We start from the raw sequence: 26196 nt of genomic DNA on the forward strand, positions 1-26196 counted from the left end.
GCCTTGTCTATTCATCTCTTGGAAACGAACCCGAATGCTTGGTTTACTGCTTCATCCATCGATTTCCCCTTAGCAAGGCTTTCTCGAAGTTTCTTTGGATCAGGCAGTGCAAGCTGATTGAGTTCAAACGCCGAAACGTTGGTAGCCCCAGAAATGCACCGGAAGTATCGGTCGATTGCGTGCTGGCCTAGAAGCTTCGCCAGCTTAGTGGGAGGCAAGATCGGTTTATCACTGACAGCCTCAATAATGACAACATGGTTTTCGCCAATGAACCCGCCATATGTCTCAAAGACGCCAGGCGACACAGCGGCCACCACAAGGCGTCGAGGCTGGTCGTTGGACGTCACCCGCTGCACGACCACGCATGGCGACATAACTACAGATGTGTGCTTCTTGTCGCCGAGGTCGACGAAGCGATGCTCGCCATCGTAGGAGGATGTGTCCTCCAATCTAACGATGCCACCCGGGGTAATATCCCGCGACCACATGAGTGGCATCGCTGTGTGCGCCTTGACCTTTCTGGCATCCTGAAGCGACTCGAACTTGGGCCGCTTATCGCGATTCCAAACGTATGACCCGATACGAACCCGGTAGCCATAGTCGGACAGCCGGAATCGTGACAAGGCGGCAGTCTTAAGTAGATCGATGTCCTCGACAGACCGCGGAATAGGCCACACGAAGCCGGCGTTCGGCAAGGTGCATTCACCGACGCTTGTGTATTTTCCTGTTCCCGAAACGACAGAGACATTGGCCTGTACCTGAGTACGCTCCTCTTCAGCACGGCGACACAGTACCGTCAAAGCCGTCTCTTGCTCGACGTCAATGAACACACCCTGACGTTCGCTGACCATACCAATATGTTCAATGTCGGTGTTGCGGATGAGAAACTTGCGCAGCCGTCCGAAGTACTGCCCAGACAAGAAACTGGTCGGGGTAACCAGTGCGGCTCGTCCTCCAACCCGAAGCAAGCGAACACAGAGAGTGATAAAAAGACAGTAGAGATTCGGCTGCGCCTCAATGACATCAACGTAAGTGTCGCGCAACGGCTCCAGCTCCACGGCAGTCATCTTGCGGTACGGCGGATTGCAGACGACGACATCTACCGTACCGAGTCGAGCGGGCGGATTGGTGAGAGAGTTGGCCATGTGGATGCTGAATGATGGAACGTAGCCCGTCTTCTGGATTTCCACGTGCAGGGCCATGCACAGGAAGTGCTTAGACAACTCGCATAGTGTCTTATCCAGGTCGCAACCGTAGAGATGTTTCTCAATGTGCTTAAGAGTCTTAAGCGCTGTGAATCCACTATCCGCTAGCACCGTTCGCATGCGTAGCGCAATTGGGGCCAAGAAGGCTGCGCCGCCACAGGCCGGGTCCACAAAGGACTGACTACCGAAGTCGACACCCTGCTCAGCAAGGTCGGCAAGCAGTCCCTCAGTAAGCGACGCCGGCGTAAAGAACATCGCCAGCTTCTTCCGATAGCCCTCATCGGCCAGAATGGCATAGGAGGAACTCAGCCAGTACGTCGCATCGAGAAAGCTCAGTTGGCCCAGAATCACCACGAAGGCCGATAACTGTGGCTCGTTGGCGAGGATCTTTGAATAAGGGAGGGACGGCTTCGGCAGCGCAGGGAATGCTGCCTTACACCAAAGACGAAGCACCGTCCCGACGAGCGCCGACGCGTCACACCCGCACTTCTCGGCGACTTGGCCGAGGGCCCGAATGTGTCGCGTAATGGACAGTTTTGACAACGACGCCATCAAACTTAGTTCCTACTCCCATTTACTACTGTATTCGTCTCATCAATTGACAACCTTGCCGTCATGCCTCCCTCCCGAGCCGCGGCTTTGTAGGCTCTTTCGTGAGAAAGCAAAATTGTTTATCACCGAATTATGCCGAGTTTATGGTCGATCTTGTTGCATAAAAACTCATCAACCTAGAATTACTTAGCTAAAGCGAGAGAATATTTTTACTCCTAACACCAAATCAACTTCGTACTGAATCCCGGGGCATATCATCTCGATTGAAGATTTGCTCATACACGTACTCCCGGTACTCGGCGTCACACATACCAAGCCACGTCTCAAATCTCCGTTCTTCTTCAAGCGCTTCTTCAATGAGCTCCGGTTCAAACCCCTCCAAGTTTGAACCTGCAATGAGTTCCTTATTGCAAGTTGGGCATGGAGTTACCAGGATTTAGTGGACAGGGGTAGCATCCAACCAGTGACTGAGGATGGCGGCCATGTCTCAAACCAAGGCTCCCAGCAAAATAAGACAGGCATACAAGTTCATTGAATCGCATAGCGACGAATTCAATGTGACGACCATGTGCCGAGTTCTCGGTGTTCAGCGAACAGGCTACTACGCATGGCTTAATCATCCAGTATCTGACCGGGCACAGGAAGATGCTCGGCTTCTAAAGCTGATCCGGGCATCCTTCACCGCCAGTCATGGCATCTATGGTGCCCCGAGAATCCTGCAAGACTTGCGTGAATGTGGAGAGACATGCAGCAAGCACCGGGTTGCACGTCTGATGCGAGAGAACGGTTTACGTGCACTGCACGGATACCGCATACGCCATATCCCGGTCTCCAAGCCGCCGGCGCTGATTCCTAACCTACTGCAACGGCAATTCACGGTGTCGAGACCGAACGAAGCCTGGGTAACAGACATCACCTACATCCGGACTTGGCAAGGCTGGCTTTATCTGGTCGTAGTAATGGATTTATTTTCAAGAAAGATCGTTGGCTGGGCTGTCCGGCCAACCATTCACCGCGAACTGGTGCTTGATGCTATTGCCAAAGCAGTATGAAGCCGCCGCCCTCGAAATACCTTGATCCACTCAGATCAGGGCACGCAGTACGGTAGCGATGCTTGGCGGCGTTTCTGCAAGGCCAATCATCTAGAGCCGAGCATGAGCAGGCGAGGGAATTGTTGGGATAACGCAGTGGCGGAGTCTTTTTTTAGCAGTTTGAAGAAGGAGCGCATCAAGAAGCGCATCTATGCCGACCGTGAAACCGCCACGCTTGACCTGGTCGAATACATTGATAATTTCTACAATCCTGTACGGTGACACAGCCATCTTGGCGGTGTCAGTCCGAACGAATTTGAAGCCGCTCATCGCAAGCGGAAATCAGGTGTCCACTAAATCCTGGTAACTCCACACCTGAAGATTCAATATGTCACCAGTTTCAATTGAGCTGACCAAAATTCCAACTAGGCTGACTTTCGACAACTCGGGGATTTCGACTAGGCTGACTTTCGATAACAATCCAATTTGTAACAGTCCAGCATTCCCCCTCTTGAACCTCCCCGCCCCGCCCCTATAATTAGCACTCGTCACCGGTGAGTGCTAACACCTCCTTCCGCCTCCTGGCTCCAGGAACCTCGGCCTCCCGTGTCACCAACACCCAATCCATTGGTTTTTTACTGAGTTAGGAGTTCCAAATGGCCCTGCGTCCCCTGCACGATCGCGTGATCGTGAAACGCCTGGACAACGAGCGCAAGACTGCCTCGGGCATCGTCATTCCCGATAGCGCCGCTGAAAAACCCGACCAAGGCGAAGTGCTGGCCGTCGGCCCCGGCAAGAGAACCGAAGACGGCAAGGTCCTGCCGGTCGACCTGAAGGTTGGCGACAAGGTGCTGTTCGGCAAGTATGCCGGCCAGAGCGTCAAGGTCGATGGCGACGAAGTGCTCGTCATCCGCGAGGACGAAATCCTCGCCGTGATCCAGTAATTCCGCTTTAACCCGAATTCAAGAAGGAAGCTGAAAAATGGCTGCCAAGCAAGTTCTGTTCGGCGATGACGCCCGCGTGCGCATCGTCCGCGGCGTGAATGTCCTCGCCAACGCCGTCAAGACCACCCTCGGCCCCAAGGGCCGCAACGTCGTGCTCGAGCGCTCGTTCGGCGCCCCGACCGTCACCAAGGACGGCGTGTCCGTCGCCAAGGAAATCGAACTGAAAGACAAGTTCGAGAACATCGGCGCCCAGCTGGTCAAGGACGTTGCGTCCAAGACCTCCGACAACGCCGGTGACGGCACCACCACCGCCACCGTGCTGGCCCAGGCCATCGTTCAGGAAGGCCTGAAGTACGTTGCCGCCGGTTTCAACCCCATCGATCTGAAGCGCGGCATCGACAAGGCGGTCACCGCCGCTGTCGCCGAACTGCAAAAGATCTCCAAGCCGGTCACCACCAGCAAGGAAATCGCCCAGGTCGGCTCGATCTCGGCCAACAGCGACAGCTCGATCGGCCAGATCATCGCTGACGCGATGGACAAGGTCGGCAAGGAAGGCGTCATCACCGTCGAAGACGGCAAGTCGCTGGAAAACGAGCTGGACGTCGTCGAAGGCATGCAATTCGACCGCGGCTACCTGTCGCCCTACTTCATCAACAACCCCGACAAGCAAGTCGCCACGCTGGACAGCCCCTATGTCCTGATCTACGACAAGAAGATCAGCAACATCCGCGACCTGCTGCCCGTGCTGGAGCAAGTGGCCAAGTCGAGCCGTCCGGTGCTGATCATCGCCGAAGACGTCGAAGGCGAAGCCCTGGCGACCCTGGTGGTGAACAACATCCGCGGCATCCTCAAGACCACCGCCGTCAAGGCGCCTGGCTTCGGCGATCGCCGCAAGGCCATGCTCGAAGACATCGCCATCCTGACCGGCGGCACCGTGATCTCGGAAGAGACCGGCCTGTCGCTCGAGAAGGCGACCCTGGCTGAACTGGGCCAGGCCAAGACCATCGAAGTGGCCAAGGAAAACACCACGATCATCGACGGTGCCGGCGACAGCCGCAACATCGAAGCACGCGTCAAGCAGATCCGCGTGCAGATCGAGGAAGCCACCTCCGACTACGACCGCGAAAAGCTGCAAGAACGCGTGGCCAAGCTGGCCGGCGGTGTTGCCGTGATCCGCGTCGGTGCTGCCACCGAAGTCGAAATGAAGGAAAAGAAGGCCCGCGTCGAAGACGCCCTGCACGCCACGCGCGCTGCGGTGGAAGAAGGCGTGGTGGCTGGCGGCGGTGTTGCGCTGCTGCGCGCCAAGCAAGCCATCACCGGCCTGCAAGGCGACACCCCCGACCAGAACGCCGGCATCAAGCTGATCCTGCGCGCTGTCGAAGAGCCCCTGCGCACCATCGTCGCCAACGCTGGCGAAGAAGCCAGCGTTGTGGTGAACAACGTGCTCAACGGCAAGGGCAACTACGGCTACAACGCCGCGACCGGCCAGTACGTCGATATGGTCGAGCAAGGCGTGCTGGACCCGACCAAGGTCACCCGCACCGCCCTGCAAAACGCCGCCTCCGTCGCCAGCCTGCTGCTGACGGCCGAAGCTGCCGTGGTCGAGCTGGTCGAAGACAAGCCCGCTGCCCCCGCCATGCCCGGCGGCGGCATGGGCGGCATGGGCGGCATGGACTTCTAATCGAGTCCAACCGCCGTGCCGGGGCAGGCGTGCAGCCTGCCCCGTCCAAACAAAACCCTCGGGTTGTGAACCTCACGACCGAGGGTTTTTTCATGGGCGCGCGATTTGCGTTCGACCTCGATGCGTCGCAGCGCAAGCCCCTACAATAGGCACAACGTCAGACTTCCGGAACCGTCCATGTCCGTCACGTCGCACTTTCGCCTCCCCCGCCCTTCCGAACTCGGCGGAATGATGGCCGACTGCGCGCGCGAATGGGTGCGCCACCGCGCCGCCAGCAAAGGGGCAGCGCTGGCGCTGTACATGGTGTTTTCGCTGGCCCCCATGCTGATTCTGGTGATCGCGGTGGCCGGCTTCTTTTTAGGCGAGGCGGCGGTGCGGTCCGAGCTGTTCGAGCAGGTGCGCGGCATCATGGGGCAGCGCGGCGCGGACGTCATTCAAACCGTGCTGGCCAGCGCCCACGAATCCAACAACGGCTGGATCGCCGCCCTGCTGTCGATCTGCGTGCTGCTGTTTTCCGCCACCACGGCCTTCACCGAGCTCAAGGCCAGCCTGGATGAGCTGTGGGAGGTGAAATACAAGGCCAAGAGCGCCCTGCACGGCATGGTGCAAAGCCGGATGGCTTCGTTCGGCCTGGTGCTGGTGCTGGCGATATTCCTGCTGCTGTCCCTGGCGCTGAACGGGGCGCTGGGCGCGGCGCAGCGCTATTACGGCCATGTATGGAGCCAGGAAACCCTGGTGCTGATCGCCCGCTGGCTGTCCAATATTTTCTCGTTCGGCCTGGTCACGGCGCTTTTTGCCGTGGTGTTCAAGCTGCTGCCCAGCCTGCAGATCGCCTGGGTGGACGTGATTCCCGGCGCCGTCGTCACCGCCGCGCTGTTTCTGGTGGGCAAGTGGGGCATCGGCTTCTACCTGAGCCAGGGCGGCGCCGTATCGGCCTACGGCGCGGCGGGCTCGCTGATCGCGCTCATGCTGTGGATCTACTACTCGGCGCAGATCTTTTTCTTCGGTGCGGTGTTTACGCGCCAATTCGCTTTGCGCTTCAGCCGGCCCTTCCGCGAGCAATACGGCCCGCAGGCTGCCGCGCAACCCTGACCCTTCCATCCCCGCGTGGGCAGGCGCCGCGCACCGAATGATTCGAGGAAAGCACATGGATTCCCCCACCTCATCCGGCACGCCCCGCATTGTGATCGTGGGCGGCGGCGCGGGCGGACTGGAACTGGCCGCGCGGCTCGGCCAGACGCTGGGCCAGAGCAAGGTCACGCTGGTCGACAGCCGCCCCTTCCATATCTGGAAGCCGTCGCTGCACGAGGTGGCCGCCGGCACGCTGGACATCCACCAGGAAGGCCTGTCTTATCTGATGCTGGCGCATATGCGCGGCTTTACCTTCGCGCGCGGCGAGCTCCTGGCCGTGGACCGCGAGCGGCGCATGATCCGCATCGGCAAGGTCGTCGATGCCGCGGGGCAGACCATCTTGCCCGAGCGCGAGCTGCATTACGACACCCTGGTGCTGGCACTGGGCAGCATCTCCAACTTCTTCAACACGCCTGGCGCGGCGGAATATGCCGTCACGCTGGACTCCACCGACGCGGCCGAGGCCTTTCGCCTGACCATGCTCAAGAACATGGCCCAGGTCGACCAGGCCCGAGCCAGCGACCCGCAGGCGCATCTGAGGCTGGTCATCGTGGGCGGCGGCGCCACCGGGGTGGAGCTTGCCGTGGAGCTGCGCGAGGCCAGCCATGTGATCAGCGCCTATGGGCTCAGGAACTTCGAACCCGAGCGGGACCTGGCGATCACGCTGGTCGAAGGCGCGCCGCGCATTCTGTCGCCCCTGTCGGAGAAGATCTCGCGCGCCGCCCATGCCCGTCTGGCCAGACTGGGCATTCAGGTCGAGACGCAATGCCGGGTGGCGCAGATCACGCCCAGCGAAGTGCATACGGCCGACGGGCGCACTTTTCCCGCCGATCTGTGCGTATGGGCCGCCGGCATCCAGGGGCCGCCCGTGCTGGCAAGCCTCGGCCTGCCGCTGAACCGCCTGGGCCAGCTCGAGGTCAACGCGCGGCTGGAAACCCCCGACCCGCACATCCTGGCCCTGGGCGACTGCTGCGCGGCGCCGTGGGCAGAAGGCAAGAACGTGCCCGCCCGCGCGCAGGCCGCGCACCAGCAGGCCGACTACCTGGCCGGCAAGATCCTGGCGCGCGTTCAGGGCGAGGACGAGGGCGAGAGCGAAGACAGCGGCGAGCCTTATGTGTACCGCGACAATGGCTCCCTGGTGTCGCTGGGCCGGGAGGCCGGCGTGGGCAGCCTGATGGGCAAGCTCAGCGGACGGGGGCTTTTCGTAAGCGGTACACTGGCGCGCTGGATGTACATGAGCCTGCACCTGATGCACCACCGTGCCGTGCTCGGTTTCTGGCGCACGGCCGCCCTGGCGCTGGCGCGCCTACTGATGCGGCGCACGCAGCCCCGCGTCAAGCTGCACTAAGCCTTTCCCGATGACCTTCCTGAAAAAACTCCAAAACGCCTGGGCCGCCAGCGACTCGCTGCTGCAAGTGGGCCTGGATCCCGATCCGCAGCGCTTTCCCGCCGAACTGCGGGGCAGGTCCGATGCGATTTTCGAATTCTGCCGCGGCATTGTCGACGCCACGGCGCCCTATGCCAGCAGCTTCAAGCCGCAGATCGCCTACTTTGCCGCGCACCGCGGCGAAGAACAGCTCGAAGCGCTGTGCGACCACATCCGCACCGCCTACCCCCACATACCGCTGGTGCTCGACGCCAAGCGCGGCGACATCGGCTCCACCGCCGAGAACTATGCGCGTGAGGCCTACGAACGCTATGGCGCCGACGCGGTGACGGTCAACCCGTACATGGGCCTGGATTCGGTCGAACCCTATCTGGCCTGGAAAGACCGCGGCATCGTCGTGCTGTGCCGCACGTCCAACCCCGGCGGCTCGGACCTGCAGTTTCTGAAGATGGCCGACGGCCAGCCGCTGTACCTGCACGTGGCCGGCCTTGTGGCCGACACGTGGAATAAAGCGGGGCAATGCGGCCTGGTGGTGGGCGCCACCTTCCCCAACGAACTGGCGGCGGTGCGCGAGCGGGTCGGCGACGCGGTGCCCCTGCTGGTGCCCGGCATCGGCGCGCAGGGCGGCGACGTCGCCGCCACGGTGCGTTCCGGCCGCGACAGTGCGGGCACGGGCATGATGATCAACTCGTCGCGCGCCATCATCTATGCCAGCCAGGGCGACGATTGGCGCGACGCGGCGGCGGCGGCGGCGAAAGGCCGGCGCGACGCGATCAACGCGGTACGCTGACCGGGCCGCGGCCCGGCATCAGCTGCGCCGCGTCGGCGCACCCAGCATATCGAGCACGCCGCGCAACGCGAACTCCACCGCGCCGTGACGCACCTGCGCGCGGTCGCCCGGAAAAATATGCGTGGCGCCGCGCGTGACGATGCCGCCGTGCGTACGCAGCGCAAAACCGAAGCACACCATGCCCACCGGCTTGCCCGGCGTGGCGCCACCCGGACCGGCGATGCCGGTGGTGGAAACCGCCACCTGGGCGCGCGCGACGGCCAGCAGCACGCCGCCGGCCATCTCCAGGGCCACCGGTTCGCTCACCGCGCCGTAGTGCGCCAATACGTCCTCGGACACGTCCAGCTCCTGCGACTTGGCCTCGTTGCTGTAGGTGACGTAGCCGCGCTCGAACCAGTCGCTGGACCCGGCCACCGACGTGACGGCGCCGGCCAGCAGGCCGCCGGTGCAGGATTCGGCCGTGCCCAGCATCAGCTTCTGCTCCAGCAGGACGGCGCCCAGGCGCTCGGCCAGGCCTTGTATGGTGGGCAGAACCAGCGTGGCGGGGGTACTCATGAACGACTCTCCTGTGGCTGCGGGGCGTCCTGCTGCGGGCAGGATGCTCAAGCAATGAAGCCAAAACGCACGGCCAGCGCCATCACCAGCAGGGTGTAGGCCGCGGCCAGGATGTCGTCCCACATCACACCCAGGCCGCCTTTCAGGCGCGCGTCGAAATAGCGGATGGGCGGCGGCTTGACCGTATCGAAGATGCGGAACAGCACAAAGGCCAAGGCCTGCGCGCCCAGCGTGGGCGGCACCAGCCACAGCACGATCCAGAAGGCCACCATTTCGTCCCAGACCATGCCCACATGGTCGGGCTCGTCCAGTTCGTCGCCGGCGCGCGAGCAGGCCCAGCAGCCGTAGGCAAAGAACAGCAGCAGCAATATGCCCATGGCGCGGTCGGACACGATGTGCGGCGCGAACAGCCGCCACAGGGGCCAGGCCAGCAGCGTGCCCCAGGTGCCCGATCCGGGCCGCAGCAGGCCGCTGCCGAAACCGAAGGCCACCAGGCGGTAAAGCCGGGAACACGTCCAGCGCCATGTCGGAAAGGCGACCTTGGCGCGATCGCGCATCGAGGGGGAAACAGGAACGGGTGTCAGAGGGTCGGGGCGCTGTTCGGGCATGTGAGGAGAAGTCGCTGCGTATGAGCCCGACCCGAAGGCCGCGCGGTGGCGTGGCCTTAAGCGAAGTGATCGAACCCTTGGGGCAAGTCTGGCAAAGGCCGCCCGGTATCGTCAAGCACGATCACCCCGGAACGATCCGTGATGCGGCCCACGCAACTGACGCGAACGCCGGCTTTTGCAGCGGCCTGCACCACGTGGGCGTGATCCGCCGGGGCGGCGGTAAAGCACAGTTCATAGACGTCGCCGCCGCCCAGCACGGCGCGGCGACGCGTGGCGTCGTCCAGGCCGTCGAGTCCCGCCGCCACGGGCAGGGCACTGTAGCGCAGCTCGGCGCCGACCCGGCTCAAATCGAGAATGTGACCCAGATCCTGCAGCAGTCCGTCGGAGATATCGATGGCCGCGTGCGCCAAGCCGGCCAGGGCGCGCCCCAGCGCCAGTCGGGGCGTGGGCCATTCGAGCGCGCGGCGCACGGCGGACAGACGCAGCGGGTCGGCCGGCAACTGGCCGTCCAGGATGCGATACGCCACGTCGGCGGCGCCCAGCTCTCCCGACACCCAGATTTCGTCGTCCACGCACGCCGCATCGCGGCGCAGGGCCTCGCGCGGCCTGACGGCGCCGAACACCGTCACGCTGAGCGTCAGCGATGCGGGACTGCGCGTAGTGTCGCCGCCGATCAGAGGGCAGTTCGCCTCGTCGGCCAGGTCATGGAAACCGCGTGCGAAGGCCGCCAGCCAGGCGTCGTCGGCGCGCGGCAGCGCCAGCCCCAGCAGGCAGCCCACGGGGCGCGCGCCCATGGCGGCCAGATCCGACAAATTGACCGCCAGCGCTTTGTGGCCCAGGGCACGCGGATCGACATTGGGGAAGAAGTGCCGACCTTCGACCAGCAAGTCGGTGCTGACGGCGACCTGGTGCCCAGGGGGAACGTCGAACAACGCGCAATCGTCGCCCACACCCAACTGCCCGGGAGCCGCGGGGCGCGTGAAATGCCTTGCGATGAGATCGAACTCGGATGCCATAGCAGTTAGAGCGCCAACGACGCCTTGAGTTCTCGGAACCTGGGCGGATCGTCTCCACCCGGATCGGCTTGATGCCGCGGACTCGCCGAGCCCGCGGATTCACGAAGGCATCAACGCCGCTGCGCCGCCTGCACTTCCACGGCGCGCACGTCAGCGGCGAGTTTGTCCAGCACGCCGTTGACGAACTTGAAGCCGTCGGTGCCGCCGAACGACTTGGCCAATTCGACCGCTTCGTTGATGGCGACCTTGTACGGCACTTCGACGTGATACACGAGCTCGTAGCTGCCGATCAGCAAGATGCCGTGCTCCACCGGTGACAGCTCGGCCAGCGGGCGATCGACGTAAGGCGTGAAACGCTCACGCAAACCGGGGGCTTCTTGCAGCACGCCGTGCAGCAAGGTCTTGAACCACTGCGCGTCGGCCTCGGAGAAATCTTCGGCGTCGCGCAGATGCGCGTCGATCTCGCCGGCATCCTGCGTGCCTTCGCCGCCGCGCAGCAGCCACGCGTATACGCCCTGCAGCGCGAACTCGCGCGCACGGCGGCGCGCGCTGCGGGCGTTGCCGCGGCCTTGGGCGGGCGGCTCAGCGCTCGTCTTCTTCGTCGTCAAAATCTTCGTCCTCGTCGTCGTCTTCTTCGGGTTCGAGCGCGGCGACCAGATTGGCCATTTCCACGGCCACCTGGGCGCAGTCGCGGCCCTTGCCCGCAGCGCGCGCCTGAGCCTGCTCGTCGGTATCGACGGTCAGCACGCCGTTGGCCACCGGAATGCCGGTTTCCAGCGAAATGCGGTTGATGGCGGTGGCCATTTCATTGCTGACCACCTCGAAATGGTAGGTTTCGCCGCGGATGACCGCGCCCAGCGCGATCAGGGCGTCGAACTCGAACGTCTCGGCCATGTGCGAGAGGGCCACGCCCAGCTCGAGCGCGCCGGGAACGCTGGCGATCATGACGTCGCGCTCGTCGACGCCCAGCTTGGCCAGTTCTTCGAGGCAGGCTTCCAGCTCGGCCTGGCCGATTTCTTCGTTGAAGCGGGCGCGGACGATGCCGATATGCAGGCCTTCGCCGTTGAGATCCGGTGTGAGAACGTAGGGGTTCATGGGGTTGGGCCTTGTTTCAGGGGTTGGCGGAAGGAGGGCAATCGTAACCCGTAATGGTGAGCGAGAAGCCGGCCATGCTGGGCATCTTGCGTTCGCGCGCCAAGAGGCGCATGCGGCCGACGTTCAGATCGCGCAGGATCTGCGCGCCGATACCGTAGGTGCGCAGGCCGAAGCGTTCGCCGTCGGAGGGCGGCGGCACCGCGGCGGGATCGGCCCAGCCGCCGATCTGGCTGAAAAGGTGTTCGGTGGAGGCTTGGCAGTTCATCAGCACCATCACGCCGGCCGGCGAGGCGGCAATGGTGCGCAGGGCCTGGGCGACCGTCCAGCTGTGCGCGCCCTGCCCCGCGTCGAGCACGTCGAGCAGGGTGGCCGGTTCATGCACGCGCACCAGGGTTTCGCGCTGCGGATCGATGGCGCCGTGCACCAGGGCCAGGTGCGGCGAACCGGAGGCATCGTCGCGGTAGGCTACGGCACGGAACTCGCCCCAGGGCGTCTGCATGACGCGCTCGCCCGCGCGCTGCACGATGGATTCGTGCTCGCTGCGATACTGGATGAGCGAGGCGATGGTGCCGATTTTCAGGCCATGCTCGCGCGCGAAGACCATGAGGTCGGGCAGGCGCGCCATGGTGCCGTCGGGCTTGAGGATCTCGCAGATGACCGCGGCCGGCGTCAGGCCCGCCATGCGGGTCAGGTCGCAACCGGCCTCGGTGTGGCCGGCGCGCACCAGCACGCCGCCGGACACCGCGCGCAGCGGAAAGCCGTGGCCGGGCTGCACCAGATCGGAGGGCTTGGCGTTGCGCGCCACGGCCACCTGGATGGTGCGGGCGCGGTCGGCGGCGGAGATGCCCGTTTCGACGCCTTCGGCCGCTTCGATGGACTGCGTGAAGTTGGTGCCGTAGCGCGTGCCGTTGCGGCTGGTCATCATGGGCAGGTCGAGCTGGCGCACGCGCTCTTCGGTGAGCGTCAGGCACACCAGGCCGCGCCCGTGCGTGACCATGAAGTTGATGGCCTCGGGCGTGACGAATTCGGCGGCCATGACCAGGTCGCCTTCGTTTTCGCGATCTTCTTCGTCGACCAGGATGACGATGCGGCCGGCGCGCAGCTCGGCAATGATCTCGGGAACCGGCGCGATCTGAAAATCGCCAGCGGCCGGACTGGAGGGGTTGAGGGGGTGAACGGACATGGATGTAGCCTGCGAAAAGCGGCAAACCCCCATTTTACCGCCCCCCGGCCCGTCTTCAGGGGCTGGCCCGCCCGGGTCCGTGGAACAGTGCATTCCGCCGGCCCGGCGGCAAATACGAACAATTTATGACTCGTCATCAAAATTCACGAGCCTCGCTCGTAAGATGATTGGTTATTCCGGACTGCGAATCGCCTCGGTACATGTCAGAACAAGAATTGAAACTTCACGTGCCGATGGCCCACGCCGCCGCGGTCGCGCGTGAACTCCTCGCTCATGGCGCCACCCGCGTGAGGCTGCGCGCCCTCTACTTCGACACCCCCGAGCGCGAACTGGCGCGTGCCCGCGTGGCGCTGCGCCTGCGTCTGGAAGGCCGCCGCTGGATGCAGACGCTCAAAACGCCCGGCGCCGACGCCATCACGCGGGTGGAGCTCAACCACCCTCGCCCGGGCCCGACGCTCGATCTCTCGGTCTATGCCGGCACCCCGGTCGAGGCCGTGCTGTCCGGGCTGCGCGGCCCGCTGGCCCCGCGCTACGAAACCGACGTCAAGCGTCTGCTGCGCACCGTGCGCAGCCGCCAAGGCGCCGTCGAACTGGCCTTCGATACCGGCGTGCTGCGCGCCGGCGCGCTGGAGCTGCCGATCTGCGAGCTGGAATTCGAACTGATGTCGGGCCGGCCTGCCGCCATCTTCACCGTGGCCCGCGGCTGGCGGCAGCGCCATTCGCTGCTGCTCGACACCCGCAGCAAGTCCGAACGCGGCGACGCACTGGCGACCCTGGCGCAGCAACTGGAATCGGCCGACGCCGACCACACCCGCGCCAAGCGCATCGCCGGCTTCTGGGCGCCGCGCGGCACGGCAGGCGTCTCGCTCACCCCCGACATGCAGGCTCCTGCCGCCATGGCCGCGATCGCGGCCGAATGCATCGAGCAGATCGCCCGCAACGCCGCCGTGCTGGCCGAGGTCGACACGCAGGGCATTCGTGCGGCGGGCCATTCCGAACACGTGCATCAACTGCGCGTGGGCATGCGCCGGCTGCGCTCGGCCTGGCGCCTGTTCGACGGCTGGATCGAGCCGCCCCCGGCCGCCCTGGTCGACGGCGCGCGCGCGCATTTCGCCGCCTTCGGCGCCAATCGCGACAAGGACGTGCTGGAAGAAACCGTCGCCCCCATGCTGCTGAAAGCGGGCATGCCCGTCATTGCGAGCCAGCCCCGCAGCGGCGAGCACGACAACTCCCAGGCCATCGCCGCCAGCCGGTCGTTCCAGGGATGGCTGGTGGATCTGCTGGAATGGAGCTTGAACGTGAAGCCGCCGGTGCCCGCACCGGCAGCGGCGTTCATGGCCGAAGCCGCGGCGACGGCCGCGCCCGTGGTCGACGCCGCGGCCAAAACCGCCCCGGCGCAACCCAGACGTCTGGCCAAGCGCCTGGCCAATCGCCTGCATCGCTGGCATGGCAAGGTCGTCGAGCAAGGTCTGCGCTTCAGCGAACTACCGCTGGAAGAGCGCCACGCCCTGCGCAAGCGCGGCAAGCGCCTGCGCTACAGCCTGGCTTTCGCGGAAACCCTGTTGCCCGCGTCGCGACTGCAGAACTATCGCAAGCAGCTATCGCTGGTGCAGGACATCCTCGGCGAAATCAACGATCTGGCCGTGGCCCGGGACTATTACCGAGCACAGTGCGAAACCCACCCCCAGGCCTGGTTCGCCCTGGGCTGGATCGAAGCCAGGCTGGATGCCTTGTCCGTGCAGGCGCAGCGGGCTTTCAACGACCTGGCCCATACCAAGCCGTTCTGGAAGTAGCCCGACCTCGGTCGGCTCGCCGCGGCTGAAGGCGCAGGGCCGTTGGCCCGCAGATCAATCCGCCAGCAGCGCCGCGGCGAATTCCGACGCCACGAAGGGCTGCAGGTCTTCCATGCCTTCGCCCACGCCGATCCAGTAAACCGGAATGGGCCGTACGCCCTGGCTGCCTGCCGCCACGGCGGCCAGCGTTCCGCCCTTGGCCGTGCCGTCGAGCTTGGTCACCACCAGGCCGGTAAGCCCGATGGCCGCATCGAAAGCGCGGATCTGCGCCAGCGCGTTCTGCCCGGTGTTGCCGTCCACCACCAGCAGCACCTCGTGGGGCGCGGCCGCATCGGCCTTGCCGATCACGCGGCGGATCTTCTTGAGTTCTTCCATGAGGTGCAGCTGCGTGGGCAGGCGGCCCGCCGTGTCCACCATCACCACGCCCGTGCCGCGCGCGCGGCCGGCATTGACCGCGTCGAAAGCCACCGCCGCCGGATCGCCGCCGTCCTGCGCAATCACCGCCACATTGTTGCGGCTGCCCCACTCCACCAACTGCTCGCGCGCCGCGGCGCGAAACGTATCGCCCGCCGCCAGCAGCACGCTGGCTCCCTGGCGCTGAAAATCGTGCGCCAGCTTGCCGATGGAAGTCGTCTTGCCCGCGCCGTTCACGCCAGCGATCATCACCACCAGAGGCTGCGCCTGCTTCAGATCGAAGGCCTTTTCCAACGGCCGCAGATGCTGCGTCAACAACTCGCGCAGCGCCGCCTTGACCTGCGCGGCGTCTTCGAGGCGTTCTTGCTTGACGCGCGCGCGCAGCGCATCGAGCAGCTGCTGCGTCGCTTCAACGCCCGCATCGGCCATGATGAGCGCCGACTCCAGCTCTTCGAACAGCGTCTCGTCGACCTTGACGCCCACGAAGAGCCCGCCCAGGCTTTGCCCGGTGCGAGACAGGCCCTTCTTGAGCCGGCTGAACCACGACGCCTTGGGCGCCTCGGCAACAGCCTGCGTCTCGACAACCGGCGCAGGGGCAGATTCGACAAAAGGCGCAGCGACCGCCCCAGACTGGACATCGGAATTCCCGGCAGGCGCCGTTGCGTCGGTCGCTGCCTCGCCGAGCGCCGGCTTTTTCTTGAAGAAACTAAGCATCCCAAAAGTATATTCGGAACCTCACACCCCCAAGGCGCGCCGACGCTTAGTTCGCCGTGCTTCGCCACGAGACATCGCGAGCCGAGGACCCCGGAGCAATCCGAAGCGGAGGCGCGGAAGCGGCGAGCATCGGAATTGCGCAGGGCAGCCTCGGCGCCTAAAGAACTCGATTAATGCCTTAGAGAACTCAATAGACGCGCCTAAAATCCCCCTCATGGCAGTCTCCACCCTCCGCATCGTCGCCGGCCAATACCGCCGCACGCCCATTCCCGTCCCCGACGTGCCGGGCCTGCGCCCCACCCCCGATCGCGTGCGCGAAACCCTCTTCAACTGGCTCGCCCATCTCTGGGACAACGAATTCGCCGACAAGCGCGTGCTGGATCTGTTCGCCGGCAGCGGCGCCCTGGGCTTCGAGGCCGCCTCGCGCGGTGTCGCCCAGGTGCAGATGGTCGAGCGCGACAAATCCGCCGCGGCCGCCCTGCGCGCCCTGCGCGACAAGCTTCACGCCGACGCCATCCGCATCCACGTGGGCGATGCGCTCGACGCCCTGGCGCGCATGGACGCCTCCCGCTTCGATCTCGTCCTGCTCGACCCGCCCTTCAACCAGGACTGGCTGCCCCGGCTCTGGCCCCTGCTGCCCGGCGTGCTGTCCGAGAACGGCCTGGTCTACGTCGAGGCCGAAACCGCCTGCACGGCCCCGGAAGGCTTTACATTGTCAAGAGAAGGTAAAGCCGGCGCGGTGTATTACCATCTGTTCCAGGTTGCCGCAGCGCAACAACCATAATTGCTGCATTGCAAAAATAGGTCAATAATCCCGGGTTCGTAAAAAGATGGTGCAAACCATCGCGAAAAGCGAGGAGCCGCCCAAATGATCACCGCCGTCTATCCAGGCACGTTCGACCCGCTGACCCGCGGCCACGAGGACCTGGTGCGCCGCGCCGCCGGCCTGTTCGACCGGGTCGTCGTGGGCGTTGCGCACAGCCGCAACAAGAAGCCCTTCTTCACCATCGAAGAGCGGCTCGAAATCGCCAAGGAAGTCCTGGGCCATTACCCCAACGTCGAAGTGCAGAGCTTCGACGGCCTGCTCAAGGATTTCGTGCGCGAGCAGGGCGCCGCCGTCATCGTGCGCGGCCTGCGCGCCGTATCCGACTTCGAGTATGAATTCCAGATGGCCGGCATGAACCGCCATCTGTTGCCCGATGTCGAAACGCTGTTCATGACGCCTTCGGATCAGTATCAGTTCATCTCGGGCACCATCGTGCGCGAGATCGCCCAGTTGGGCGGCGACGTCAGCAAGTTCGTCTTTCCCTCGGTGGAACGCTGGCTCCAGACCAAGGCCAAAGCCTACCGCGAGCAGCAGCAGGACTGACCTCGCGCGCCCGCGCGGCGCGGCCCGTGCAAGCCGGGCCTCAGGCCTGGCGATCCGGCCAGCGCACCTCGCCCATATCGGGGTGCACCTTCAGCAGACGGCACGGTATGCCGATGAAATTCGACAGCCAGGCCGCCGCCAGCTGGCCCTCGTCCACCACATCCAGCTCCTGGCCGCCCAGCGCAATGCGATGGCGCACGCTGTCGTCGTCTTCGATCACGTCCAGCGGAATGTCCATGCGCAGCATGCCCGGCGCCTTGAGCACCAGATAGCCCATGCGCAATTGCACCGTGATCTCGGCCAGCTTGGGAAAGCGCTCGCGATCGAGCCACTGCCCCGCGTCGTTGGTCACCAGCCAACGCCTGTCGTAAGCCGCCGCTTCGGGTTGCGGGGTCAGGCCGCACGCGGCCACCGGCTGGAATTCACTCATCTTCGCTCCACGGTTTCGGGGACATCGCAGCCCGCATGGTAGCAAAGCCCAAGAAGGGAAATAGGCGCCGCGCCGCACCGGTTCCCGACGGATGCGTATTCGTCGCCGGGAGCGGCCCGGCCGCAAAAACGCCTCGGGTACACTGCCTCGACAAGCACAGCATAGACTGCATCGAGGGTAGAGACATGACACAGAATGTAGGCATCGTCGGCTTGGGCGCGATGGGCATGGGCGTGGCTCGCTCGCTGCTGCGCAACGGCCTGAAGACTTACGCTTTCGACTTGCGCAAGGGCGCGCGGGACCAGATCGCCGCCGAAGGCGGCATTGTCTGCGCCGACCTGGCCGAACTGGGCCGCCAGTGCAGCGCCGTCGTGATCCTGGTGGTCAATGCCGAGCAGACCGAGGCCGTGCTGTTCGGCTCCGACGGCAAGCCCGGCCTGGCCGACACGCTTGCGCCCGGTGCGGTCGTGCTGGCCTGCGCCACGGTGGCGCCCGCCTTTGCCAAGAGCCTGGGGCAGCGCCTGGGCGAACGCGGTCTGCTCATGCTCGATGCGCCGGTCTCCGGCGGCGCGCTCAAGGCCTCCGCCGGCACCATGACCATGATGACCTCCGGCCCCGCGCCGGCCTATGCCGCCTGCGAGCCCGTGCTGGCCGCCATCGCCGGCAAGGTCTATCGCCTGGGCGAGGAGCACGGCATCGGCTCCAAGGTAAAGATCATCAATCAACTGCTGGCCGGGGTGCACATCGCCGCATCGGCAGAAGCCATGGCGCTGGGCCTGCGCGAAGGCGTGGATCCGGACGCGCTTTTTGACGTCATCACGCACAGCGCCGGCAACTCGTGGATGTTCGAGAACCGCGTGCCGCACATCCTCAAGGGCGACTACACCCCGCTGTCGGCCGTGGATATCTTCGTGAAAGACCTGGGCCTGGTACTGGACACGGCCCGCGCCAGCAAATTCCCGCTGCCGCTGTCGGCCACGGCGCATCAGATGTTCATGCAGGCCTCGACCGGCGGCCACGGCGGCGAGGACGACAGCGCGGTCATCAAGATCTTCCCCGGCATCACGCTGCCCGCCAGCCAAGACTGAAGGCCCTCATGGCACACGACACGCCTCGCGGCGCCCCGCTCCTGGGCTGCATCGCCGACGATTTCACCGGCGCCACCGACCTGGCCAACATGCTGGTGCGCGAAGGCATGCGCACCATTCAGACCATCGGCGTTCCGGAAGCGCCGGTGCGCGAGGCCGACGCCGTCGTGGTCGCGCTCAAATCGCGCACCATCCCCGCGGGCGAGGCCGTGGCGCAATCGCTGGCCGCGCTGCGCTGGCTGCAGAGCCAGGGCTGCAGGCAATTCTTCTTCAAGTACTGCTCGACCTTCGATTCGACCGACGCCGGCAATATCGGCCCTGTGGCCGAAGCGCTGCAAAAAGCGCTGGGCGCGAACCTGGCCATTGCCTGCCCGGCATTTCCGGAAAACGGCCGCACCGTCTATCGCGGCCATCTGTTCGTGCACGACGCGCTGCTCAACGAATCGGGCATGCAGAACCATCCGCTCACGCCCATGCGCGACGCCAACCTGGTGCGCGTGCTGCAGCGGCAAAGCGCGGGCAAGGTGGGCCTGATCGGTGCGGCCGACGTCGGCCGCGGCCCGATCGCGGTGCGCGAGCGCATGGCGGCGCTGCGCAAAGAAGGCGTCACCCTGGCCATCGCCGATGCCATCGCCGACAACGACCTCTACACCCTGGGCGAGGCCTGCGCCGGCATGCCGCTGGTCACGGGCGGATCGGGCGTGGCGCTGGGCCTGCCGGGCAATTTCCGGCGCGCCCGCCTGCTGATCGACGAGGGCGCAGCCACGCGCGCGCTCGAAGGCCTGGACGCGCTGCCGCCGCGCGGCGCGGTACTGGCCGGCAGCGCCTCGCAGGCCACGCAGGGCCAGGTCGCACACTGGCTCGCCCGACGCCCCGCCCTGCGCATCGATCCCTTGGCCCTGGCGCGCGGCGACGACCTCGTGCGGCAGGCGCTGGATTTCGCCCAGGCGCACGCCGATCAGGCCGTGCTGATCTACGCCACGGCCGCCCCCGACGAGGTGAAGACCGTTCAAACGCAGTTGGGTGTCGAACATGCCGGTCATCTGGTGGAAGAGGCGCTGTCCGCCGTGGCTAGGGGGCTGCGCGAGCAAGGCGTGGCCAGGCTGGTGATCGCAGGCGGCGAGACCTCGGGCGCCGTCGTGCAGGCTCTGGATGTGCGGGCCTTGCGCATCGGCCCGCAGATCGACCCGGGTGTGCCGGCCACGCTGGCCATCGATGCCGGCGGCCGGCCGCATTGCGCGCTGGCCCTGAAATCGGGCAACTTCGGCACGGTGGATTTTTTCGAGAAAGCCCTGCGCGCCCTGGGCGCCGCGCACTGATCCGACGGAGCGCATCGCATGAGCCACATCACGGATAGCCAGACCGCCGACGAAAACCGCCTGCGCGAAGAAATCTGCCGCGTCGGCGCCTCGCTCTTCAACCGCGGCTACACCGTGGGTTCGTCGGGCAACATCAGCGCCCGCCTGCCCGACGGCTGGCTCATCACGCCCACCGATGCCTGCCTGGGCTGGCTCGATCCGGCCCGACTGGCCAAGGTGGCCGGCGACGGCAGGCAAATATCGGGCGACCGCGCCTCCAAGACCCTGGCCCTGCATCGCGGCATCTATGCCGGCAATGCGGCGGCCTGTGCCGTGGTGCATACGCACTCGACCCATTTGGTCGCCTTGAGCCTGGCGGGCGTCTGGAAGCCCGAGGACGTGGTGCCGCCCATCACGCCTTATTACGTGATGAAGGTCGGCCACGTGCCGCTCATACCCTATGACCGCCCCGGCGCGCCCGCCGTGGCCGAGCAGGTCGCCGCCCTGGCCGGCCAGGTGCGCGGCGTGCTGCTCGAACGACTGGGCCCGGTGGTATGGCACGAATCGGTTTCCAGCGCGGCCTTCGCGCTGGAAGAGCTGGAAGAAACCGCCAAGCTGTGGCTGATGTTGCGCGACAAGACCTCGCCTCTGAACGCCGCGGCCATCGACGATTTGCGGCAGGCCTTCCAGGCCCGCTGGTAGATCGGCAATCACGATCACCCATCGGCGCTGACCCCGCCATCGACTTCCCGGAGCCGCGCATGAGCTTGAAATTCGCCGCCAATCTGAGCTTTCTTTACCAGGACCTGCCCTTTCTGGATCGCATCGCCGCCGCCGCGCGCGACGGTTTCGAAGGCGTCGAATATCTCTTTCCCTACGACTTCCCCGCGCGCGACATCAAACAGCGTTTGAACGACGCGGGCATCGCGCAAGCCCTCTTCAACGCCCCCGCGGGCGATTGGGCCAAGGGCGAACGCGGCACGTCCTCGCTGCCCGGCCGCACCGACGAATTCCGCGCCGGCGTCCTGAAAGCGCTGGACTACGCCGGCGAGCTGGGCAATACGCGCGTGCACGTCATGGCCGGTCTGCTGCCGGTCGATGTCGACCGCGCCCAACGCCGGGACCTCTACCAGGCCAACGTCGCCTGGGCCGCCGAGCAGGCCGCCGGGCGCGGCATCATCATCGTGCTCGAACCCATCAACCAGCGCGACATGCCGGGCTATCTGCTCAGCTATCAGCAGGACGCCCTGGCCGTGATCGACGCCATCGGCGCGACCAATCTGCTGGTGCAGTTCGACTGCTACCACTGCCAGATCATGGAGGGCGACATCGCCATGAAGCTGCGCGCCATGTTCGAGCTCATCGGCCACGTGTAGATCGCCAGCGTGCCCAGCCGCAACGAACCCGATGGCCAGGAGCTGAACTATCCCTTTGTGTTCCAGCTACTGGACGAACTGGGCTACGTCGGCTGGGTCGGCTGCGAGTACAAGCCGCGCGCCGCCACCAGCGCGGGACTGGGCTGGCTGCGGGCGTACCGGCAATCCGTGGGCCGCTGAAGCGGCGCCGCAATATCGCCGCGGCGCCGATGCAAAGACAATACCGATAGATTGGAGACAGGCATGACCCACAAGGTGCTGATCACCGGCGGCGCCGGCTTTCTCGGCAAAAAACTGGCCAGGAAACTGCTGGAGCGCGGCGAACTCGACGGCCGCCCCATCGACAGGCTGGTGCTGCTTGACATGGCGGCCCCCGCCGATCTGAACGACCCGAGAATCGAAACGCTCGTCGGCGACATCGCCGATCCCGCCCTGCTGGAGCGCGCCATCGACGACGATACGCAGTCGATCTTCCATCTGGCCGCCGTGGTCAGCGGCGCCGCCGAGGCCGATTTCGACCTGGGCATGCGCATCAACCTGGACGCCTCGCGCCGCCTGCTGGAACGCTGCCGCGCGCTCGGCCATGTGCCGCGCGTCATCTTCACGAGCTCGGTCGCCGCCTTCGGCGGCAAGCTGCCGGCCGTGATTCCCGACGATTTCGCGCCCATGCCCATGAGCTCCTACGGCGCCCAGAAGGTCATGGGCGAACTCCTGGTCAGCGACTACAGCCGCAAGGGTTACATCGACGGCCGCACCCTGCGCATGCCTACCATCAGCGTGCGGCCCGGCAAGCCCAACGCCGCGGCATCGAGCTTTGCCAGCGGCATGATCCGCGAACCCTTGAACGGCGAGGCCGCCGTTGCGCCGGTCTTGCCCGAGACGCGCATGTGGCTCATGTCGCCGCGCCTGGCGATCGAGAACCTGATCCACGGCCACGACATCGACGCCGCCGCGATCGGTTTTCCGCGCAGCATCAGCCTGCCGGGCCTATCGGTATCGGTGCACGATATGCTGGCCGCGCTGCGCGCCGTGGCCGGCGACAAGGCGGCCGATCTGGTGCGCTGGGAACCCGACGACGCGATCAGGCGCATCGTCGAATCCTGGCCCGGCGAGTTCGCAGCCACGCGGGCCAAGGCCTTGGGGTTCAAGGCGGATGCGAACTTTGCGGATGTGATCCGGGCTTATCTGGCGGATGAGTTGGGGCGTTGAAGTCTTAGACGCCGATCAACTTACCGCAACTCAAACCCCAAATTCGCCAGCGCCTCGCGCAAACGATCGCGCCCGCTCAACGACTCCGGCCCGCGCACGCGCCAGGTCGCCAACTGCGACCAGGATCGCGACTTGCGGTGCTGGCTTTCGTTGAAGGCATCCATGCGCGCGTCGTAGTCCTTGATTTGCTCGGCTTCGTTGCTCGCGTCGTAGCGCTCGAAATGCAGCACTGACGCTTGCGACAGGCGCGGCTTGATGCCGGTCTGCTCCGAGGGATCGGGATAGCCCACGCACATGCCGAACAGAACCGTGCAGCCCTTGGGCAGGCCCAGCAACTCGGCCACGGCTTCGGGATGGTTGCGCATACCGCCGATGTAGACCAGGCCCAGGCCGTAGGACTCCAGCGCCACCGCGGCGTTCTGCGCGGCCAGGGCCGCATCCACCACGCCCACGGTATGCATCTCCAGATAATCCGTGGCCAACGCGGGGGTATTGAGCGCGTCGCCCAGACGGCGCAGGCGCGACAGGTCCACGATCCAGGCCAGGAACAGCGGCGCGTCCGTCACATGCTGCTGGCCGCCCGCCAGTTCGCCCAGTTTGGCCAGCGTGGCGCGATCGCGCACGGCAATCACGCTCCAAGCCTGCAGGTTGGAAGAGGTCGAAGCCGATTGCGCGGCAGCCACCGCCACGCGCAGGATCTCGTCGCTCACCGGCTTGTCGGCATAAGCGCGCACCGAGCGATGCTCCAGCAATTGAGCCGACACATCGTTGAGCGGACCGGGCAGCGCATCGCTGCCGTAACGCGCCCGCAGGGCTTGCGCCGCGGGGGACTGAAAAGACGTCATCGAATCACCTTGAGTGCAGGGACCGCAGGCGCGAATGCGCGCCGGATCCTCTCTGAAAAATTGCAAACCTTGACATTAAAAGCGCCGAACAAGGTTTGCATACTACCGTCAACGAAGTACAGGCTTCCCAAAAACCCCTCTCATGAGAGATGATACTAATTCGAAAAAAGTGTTAATAAACACGAATAGAATGGGAACAATGACACCGAAACGATCGTCGTTGCCCCGGGAGATTTTGCATGACGTATACCGATGATGCATTGATCCCGTTTGCCGACGACGAGTTGGCCGACTCGGGTCAGGCCTCGTCAGCCGCCGTTTGGCAGGTGCTGATCGTCGACGACGAGCCCGACGTGCACGCCGCGTCCAAGCTCGCACTCAAGGGCATCCAGGTAGAGGGGCGCGGCATCGCCTTCAGCCATGCACACACCGCGGCGCAAGCCATGGAGCTGCTGGCGCAGCCCAACGATTTTGCCGTGGCCTTCATCGACGTGGTCATGGAAAGCGACGATGCCGGCCTGCAGCTGGTGCGCCAGATCCGCGAAACGCTGGACAACCAGGCGCTGCGCATCATCCTGCGCACGGGTCAGCCGGGCTACGCCCCGGAAATCGACACCATCCGGCAATACGACATCAACGACTACCGCACCAAATCCGAACTGACGCAGGTGCGGCTGTTTACCTGTCTGACGATGGCGGTGCGTTCGTATGCGCAGATCCGCCAATTGGAAGCCGGCCGCCGTGGCCTGGAGCAGATCCTCGCGGCATCGGCCGAACTGGGCAAGCCGGTCGGCCTGAAGAAATTCGCCGCGGGCGTGGTCACCCAGCTCTGCGCCCTGCTCAACGTGGAGGCCCAGTGCCTGGTGTGCGCCGCCATGAACCCGGCCGACCAGACCCCCTACGTGCTGGCCGCGGCCGGCGACTACGGCGCCTGGATCGGCCTGCCGCTGGACGAGATCCCCGAGCCGCGGGTCAGGCACAATCTGCACCAGACGCTGCGCGAGCGCCAGCATTTCCTGAAAGACGGCGCCAGCCTGTACTTCCAGGGCTACAACGAGCAGGCCCTGGCCGCCTTCGTCGATGTGCAAAGACCGCTGCAGGCGCTGGAAAAAGAGCTGCTCGAAGTCTTCTGCAGCAATATCTCCGTGGCGTTCGAGAATCTGCAGCTTTATCTGAACATCAACGACCTGGCCTATAACGACACGCTGGTGCATCTGCCCAACCGCAACGCGCTGGTGGAAGCCATCGATGCACGCCTGGCCCGGGAGGGCGCGGTCGCGCTGCTCGACCTGGACAGCTTTGCCGACATCAACAGCATTCTGGACGACAGCTTCGGCGACGCCGTGCTGCAATCGGTCGCGCACAAGCTGCGCGCGGCCTTTCCCGCCGAAACCCTGGTGGCGCGGCTGGGCAGCGACCTGTTCGGCCTGTACGGCCCGGCGCAGCAGGTCACGCCGGAGAAAATCGCGGCCGTGTTCGACGAGCCCTTTGCGATAGACGCGAACGAACCGCTGCGTCTGTCGGCCACGGCGGGCCTGGTGAGCCTGCAATCGAGCATGCAGACCGGGCTCATCGTTCTCAAGAACGCGAGCGCCGCGCTCAAAGAGGCCAAGCGCTTCCAGCGCGGCAAATCGCTGTATTTCGAAGCCAACCAGGCCGACGCAGCGCGCGATCGCATCCGCATGCTCAACCGCCTGCGCACGTCGTTCTCGGAAGAGCGGCTGTTCCTGCACTACCAGCCCTTCATCAATCTGCAGGACGGGCGCGTCGTGGGCGCCGAGAGCCTGCTGCGCTGGAAGAGCACCGAGGGGCAATTCATCTCTCCGGAACTGTTCATTCCCATCGCCGAGCAATCGGGCCTGATGATCCCCATGGGCGAGTGGGTGGCGCGCACGGCGATGAAATGGCGCGCCGGCCTGAGCGGGCAGGTGGACGAAGACTTCCGCGTGGCGATCAACGTATCTCGCACGCAGTTCGCCGAGCCCGATTTCGCGCAGAAATTCCTCGATGTGCTCGACGAAGTGGGTTTGCAAGGCTCGCAGGTCGAAATCGAACTGACCGAATCGGTCGCCATCGAAAATCTCGAAGACCTGGCGGTAAAGCTCGCGATTCTGCGCGGGCGCGGCATCCGGGTGGCGATGGACGACTTCGGCACGGGCTATTCGTCGCTGAGCGTGATTCAGCGCCTGCAGCTCGATCACCTGAAGATCGACCGCAGCTTCGTCAGCGGCAGCGGCGTGGAGTCTTTCGAAATCGCGCGCACCATCATCACCATGGCCGATCATCTCGCCATGACGACCATCGCCGAGGGCATCGAAACGCAGGCGCAATGCGATGCACTGCTGGCCGCGGGCTGCGAACAAGGACAAGGGTATCTGTTCTCTCGGCCCATGGATGAAGCGCAATTTCTCTCGTGGCTGCAGGACCGGAGAAATTTCCGCTGACCCGAATCCGCCTTGCCTGAACACTCGGAGGAATCGCC

At 64.9% G+C, this 26196-nt stretch carries 23 protein-coding genes and 2 pseudogenes; 15 read left to right on the plus strand and 10 right to left on the minus strand.

Annotated elements, in window-relative coordinates; translation table 11 throughout:
* Positions 1 to 11: 11 nt before the first annotated feature.
* Positions 12 to 1757 carry an HsdM family class I SAM-dependent methyltransferase gene (locus ACTHJ1_RS09945; protein ID WP_440191409.1) on the minus strand — a complete coding sequence of 582 codons (1746 nt, stop codon included), beginning with the start codon at positions 1755 to 1757 and terminating at the stop codon, positions 12 to 14.
* Positions 1758 to 2239: 482 nt separating this feature from the next.
* On the opposite strand from ACTHJ1_RS09945, the pseudogene ACTHJ1_RS09950 reads away from it, so the two are divergent.
* The 6 genes and pseudogenes from ACTHJ1_RS09950 to pyrF all read left to right on the plus strand — a co-directional run bounded on the left by ACTHJ1_RS09950 (position 2240) and on the right by pyrF (position 8721).
* A pseudogene (locus ACTHJ1_RS09950) lies at positions 2240 to 3070 on the plus strand (IS3 family transposase).
* 374 nt (positions 3071 to 3444) lie between these two features.
* On the plus strand, positions 3445 to 3732 hold the full coding sequence (locus tag ACTHJ1_RS09955; RefSeq protein ID WP_330916390.1) for a co-chaperone GroES: 288 nt from the start codon (positions 3445 to 3447) through the stop codon (positions 3730 to 3732).
* A gap of 37 nt (positions 3733 to 3769) precedes the next feature.
* On the plus strand, positions 3770 to 5413 hold the full coding sequence (gene groL / locus ACTHJ1_RS09960; RefSeq protein ID WP_440191413.1) for a chaperonin GroEL: 1644 nt from the start codon (positions 3770 to 3772) through the stop codon (positions 5411 to 5413).
* A 177-nt stretch (positions 5414 to 5590) separates the two neighbouring features.
* A complete protein-coding gene (locus ACTHJ1_RS09965) occupies positions 5591 to 6505 on the plus strand; it encodes a YihY/virulence factor BrkB family protein (protein WP_440191416.1) in 915 nt (304 codons plus the stop codon).
* 55 nt (positions 6506 to 6560) lie between these two features.
* Positions 6561 to 7892: an NAD(P)/FAD-dependent oxidoreductase gene (locus ACTHJ1_RS09970; RefSeq protein WP_440191419.1), complete on the plus strand. Its 1332-nt coding sequence runs from the start codon at positions 6561 to 6563 to the stop codon at positions 7890 to 7892.
* A 10-nt stretch (positions 7893 to 7902) separates the two neighbouring features.
* Complete coding sequence (gene pyrF, locus ACTHJ1_RS09975) at positions 7903 to 8721, plus strand: orotidine-5'-phosphate decarboxylase (protein ID WP_440191422.1); 819 nt, start codon at positions 7903 to 7905, stop codon at positions 8719 to 8721.
* An 18-nt stretch (positions 8722 to 8739) separates the two neighbouring features.
* Here the strand turns inward: pyrF and ACTHJ1_RS09980 are convergent, their stop codons facing one another.
* From ACTHJ1_RS09980 to ribBA, 6 genes are all read right to left on the minus strand, one after another.
* The gene (locus ACTHJ1_RS09980; RefSeq protein WP_440191425.1) at positions 8740 to 9276 is read right to left on the minus strand and encodes a CinA family protein; all 537 of its coding nucleotides are present in this window, start codon (positions 9274 to 9276) and stop codon (positions 8740 to 8742) included.
* 47 nt (positions 9277 to 9323) lie between these two features.
* The gene (locus tag ACTHJ1_RS09985; RefSeq protein ID WP_440191496.1) at positions 9324 to 9833 is read right to left on the minus strand and encodes a phosphatidylglycerophosphatase A family protein; all 510 of its coding nucleotides are present in this window, start codon (positions 9831 to 9833) and stop codon (positions 9324 to 9326) included.
* A gap of 107 nt (positions 9834 to 9940) precedes the next feature.
* On the minus strand, positions 9941 to 10900 hold the full coding sequence (thiL, locus tag ACTHJ1_RS09990; protein ID WP_440191428.1) for a thiamine-phosphate kinase: 960 nt from the start codon (positions 10898 to 10900) through the stop codon (positions 9941 to 9943).
* 110 nt (positions 10901 to 11010) lie between these two features.
* A complete protein-coding gene (nusB, locus tag ACTHJ1_RS09995) occupies positions 11011 to 11508 on the minus strand; it encodes a transcription antitermination factor NusB (RefSeq protein ID WP_440191431.1) in 498 nt (165 codons plus the stop codon).
* Positions 11483 to 11995, minus strand: coding sequence for a 6,7-dimethyl-8-ribityllumazine synthase (gene ribH, locus ACTHJ1_RS10000; protein ID WP_440191434.1), 513 nt, complete (start codon positions 11993 to 11995; stop codon positions 11483 to 11485). The genes nusB and ribH overlap by 26 nt, the downstream gene beginning before the upstream one ends.
* A 16-nt stretch (positions 11996 to 12011) precedes the next feature.
* Positions 12012 to 13178 (minus strand): bifunctional 3,4-dihydroxy-2-butanone-4-phosphate synthase/GTP cyclohydrolase II, encoded by a 1167-nt coding sequence (gene ribBA, locus ACTHJ1_RS10005; RefSeq protein ID WP_440191437.1) that lies wholly within the window; start codon positions 13176 to 13178, stop codon positions 12012 to 12014.
* A 200-nt stretch (positions 13179 to 13378) separates the two neighbouring features.
* Between ribBA and ACTHJ1_RS10010 the strand changes: the two genes are divergently transcribed.
* The gene (locus tag ACTHJ1_RS10010) at positions 13379 to 14971 is read left to right on the plus strand and encodes a CYTH and CHAD domain-containing protein (RefSeq protein ID WP_440191440.1); all 1593 of its coding nucleotides are present in this window, start codon (positions 13379 to 13381) and stop codon (positions 14969 to 14971) included.
* 54 nt (positions 14972 to 15025) lie between these two features.
* On the opposite strand, the gene ftsY is transcribed toward ACTHJ1_RS10010, so the two are convergent.
* Positions 15026 to 16099, minus strand: a complete 1074-nt coding sequence (gene ftsY, locus ACTHJ1_RS10015) for a signal recognition particle-docking protein FtsY (protein WP_440191443.1) — start codon at positions 16097 to 16099, stop codon at positions 15026 to 15028.
* A gap of 214 nt (positions 16100 to 16313) precedes the next feature.
* Between ftsY and rsmD the strand changes: the two genes are divergently transcribed.
* On the plus strand, positions 16314 to 16883 hold the full coding sequence (gene rsmD, locus ACTHJ1_RS10020; protein ID WP_440191446.1) for a 16S rRNA (guanine(966)-N(2))-methyltransferase RsmD: 570 nt from the start codon (positions 16314 to 16316) through the stop codon (positions 16881 to 16883).
* An 84-nt stretch (positions 16884 to 16967) separates the two neighbouring features.
* On the plus strand, positions 16968 to 17468 hold the full coding sequence (coaD, locus tag ACTHJ1_RS10025; RefSeq protein WP_440191449.1) for a pantetheine-phosphate adenylyltransferase: 501 nt from the start codon (positions 16968 to 16970) through the stop codon (positions 17466 to 17468).
* Positions 17469 to 17508: 40 nt separating this feature from the next.
* Here the strand turns inward: coaD and ACTHJ1_RS10030 are convergent, their stop codons facing one another.
* Positions 17509 to 17898, minus strand: a complete 390-nt coding sequence (locus ACTHJ1_RS10030) for an MOSC N-terminal beta barrel domain-containing protein (RefSeq protein ID WP_440191452.1) — start codon at positions 17896 to 17898, stop codon at positions 17509 to 17511.
* Between the two features lie 185 nt (positions 17899 to 18083).
* On the opposite strand from ACTHJ1_RS10030, the gene ltnD reads away from it, so the two are divergent.
* From ltnD to denD, 5 genes and pseudogenes are all read left to right on the plus strand, one after another.
* On the plus strand, positions 18084 to 18986 hold the full coding sequence (ltnD, locus tag ACTHJ1_RS10035; protein WP_440191455.1) for an L-threonate dehydrogenase: 903 nt from the start codon (positions 18084 to 18086) through the stop codon (positions 18984 to 18986).
* A gap of 8 nt (positions 18987 to 18994) precedes the next feature.
* Complete coding sequence (gene otnK, locus ACTHJ1_RS10040) at positions 18995 to 20305, plus strand: 3-oxo-tetronate kinase (protein WP_440191458.1); 1311 nt, start codon at positions 18995 to 18997, stop codon at positions 20303 to 20305.
* A gap of 18 nt (positions 20306 to 20323) precedes the next feature.
* Positions 20324 to 20986, plus strand: coding sequence for a 3-oxo-tetronate 4-phosphate decarboxylase (gene otnC, locus ACTHJ1_RS10045; protein ID WP_440191461.1), 663 nt, complete (start codon positions 20324 to 20326; stop codon positions 20984 to 20986).
* Positions 20987 to 21045: 59 nt separating this feature from the next.
* Positions 21046 to 21840: pseudogene (gene otnI, locus ACTHJ1_RS10050) on the plus strand (2-oxo-tetronate isomerase).
* A 63-nt stretch (positions 21841 to 21903) separates the two neighbouring features.
* On the plus strand, positions 21904 to 22869 hold the full coding sequence (gene denD, locus ACTHJ1_RS10055; RefSeq protein WP_440191464.1) for a D-erythronate dehydrogenase: 966 nt from the start codon (positions 21904 to 21906) through the stop codon (positions 22867 to 22869).
* Between the two features lie 20 nt (positions 22870 to 22889).
* Here denD and ACTHJ1_RS10060 read toward each other — a convergent pair whose 3' ends face one another.
* A complete protein-coding gene (locus ACTHJ1_RS10060; RefSeq protein WP_440191467.1) occupies positions 22890 to 23714 on the minus strand; it encodes a nitroreductase family protein in 825 nt (274 codons plus the stop codon).
* A gap of 239 nt (positions 23715 to 23953) precedes the next feature.
* On the opposite strand from ACTHJ1_RS10060, the gene ACTHJ1_RS10065 reads away from it, so the two are divergent.
* Entirely contained in the window at positions 23954 to 26158 is a 2205-nt protein-coding gene (locus tag ACTHJ1_RS10065; protein ID WP_440191470.1) for a putative bifunctional diguanylate cyclase/phosphodiesterase, read from the plus strand.
* Positions 26159 to 26196 lie beyond the last annotated feature (38 nt).

This window comes from Bordetella sp., assembly GCF_051960075.1.
Taxonomy (GTDB): Bacteria; Pseudomonadota; Gammaproteobacteria; order Burkholderiales; family Burkholderiaceae_B; genus Bordetella.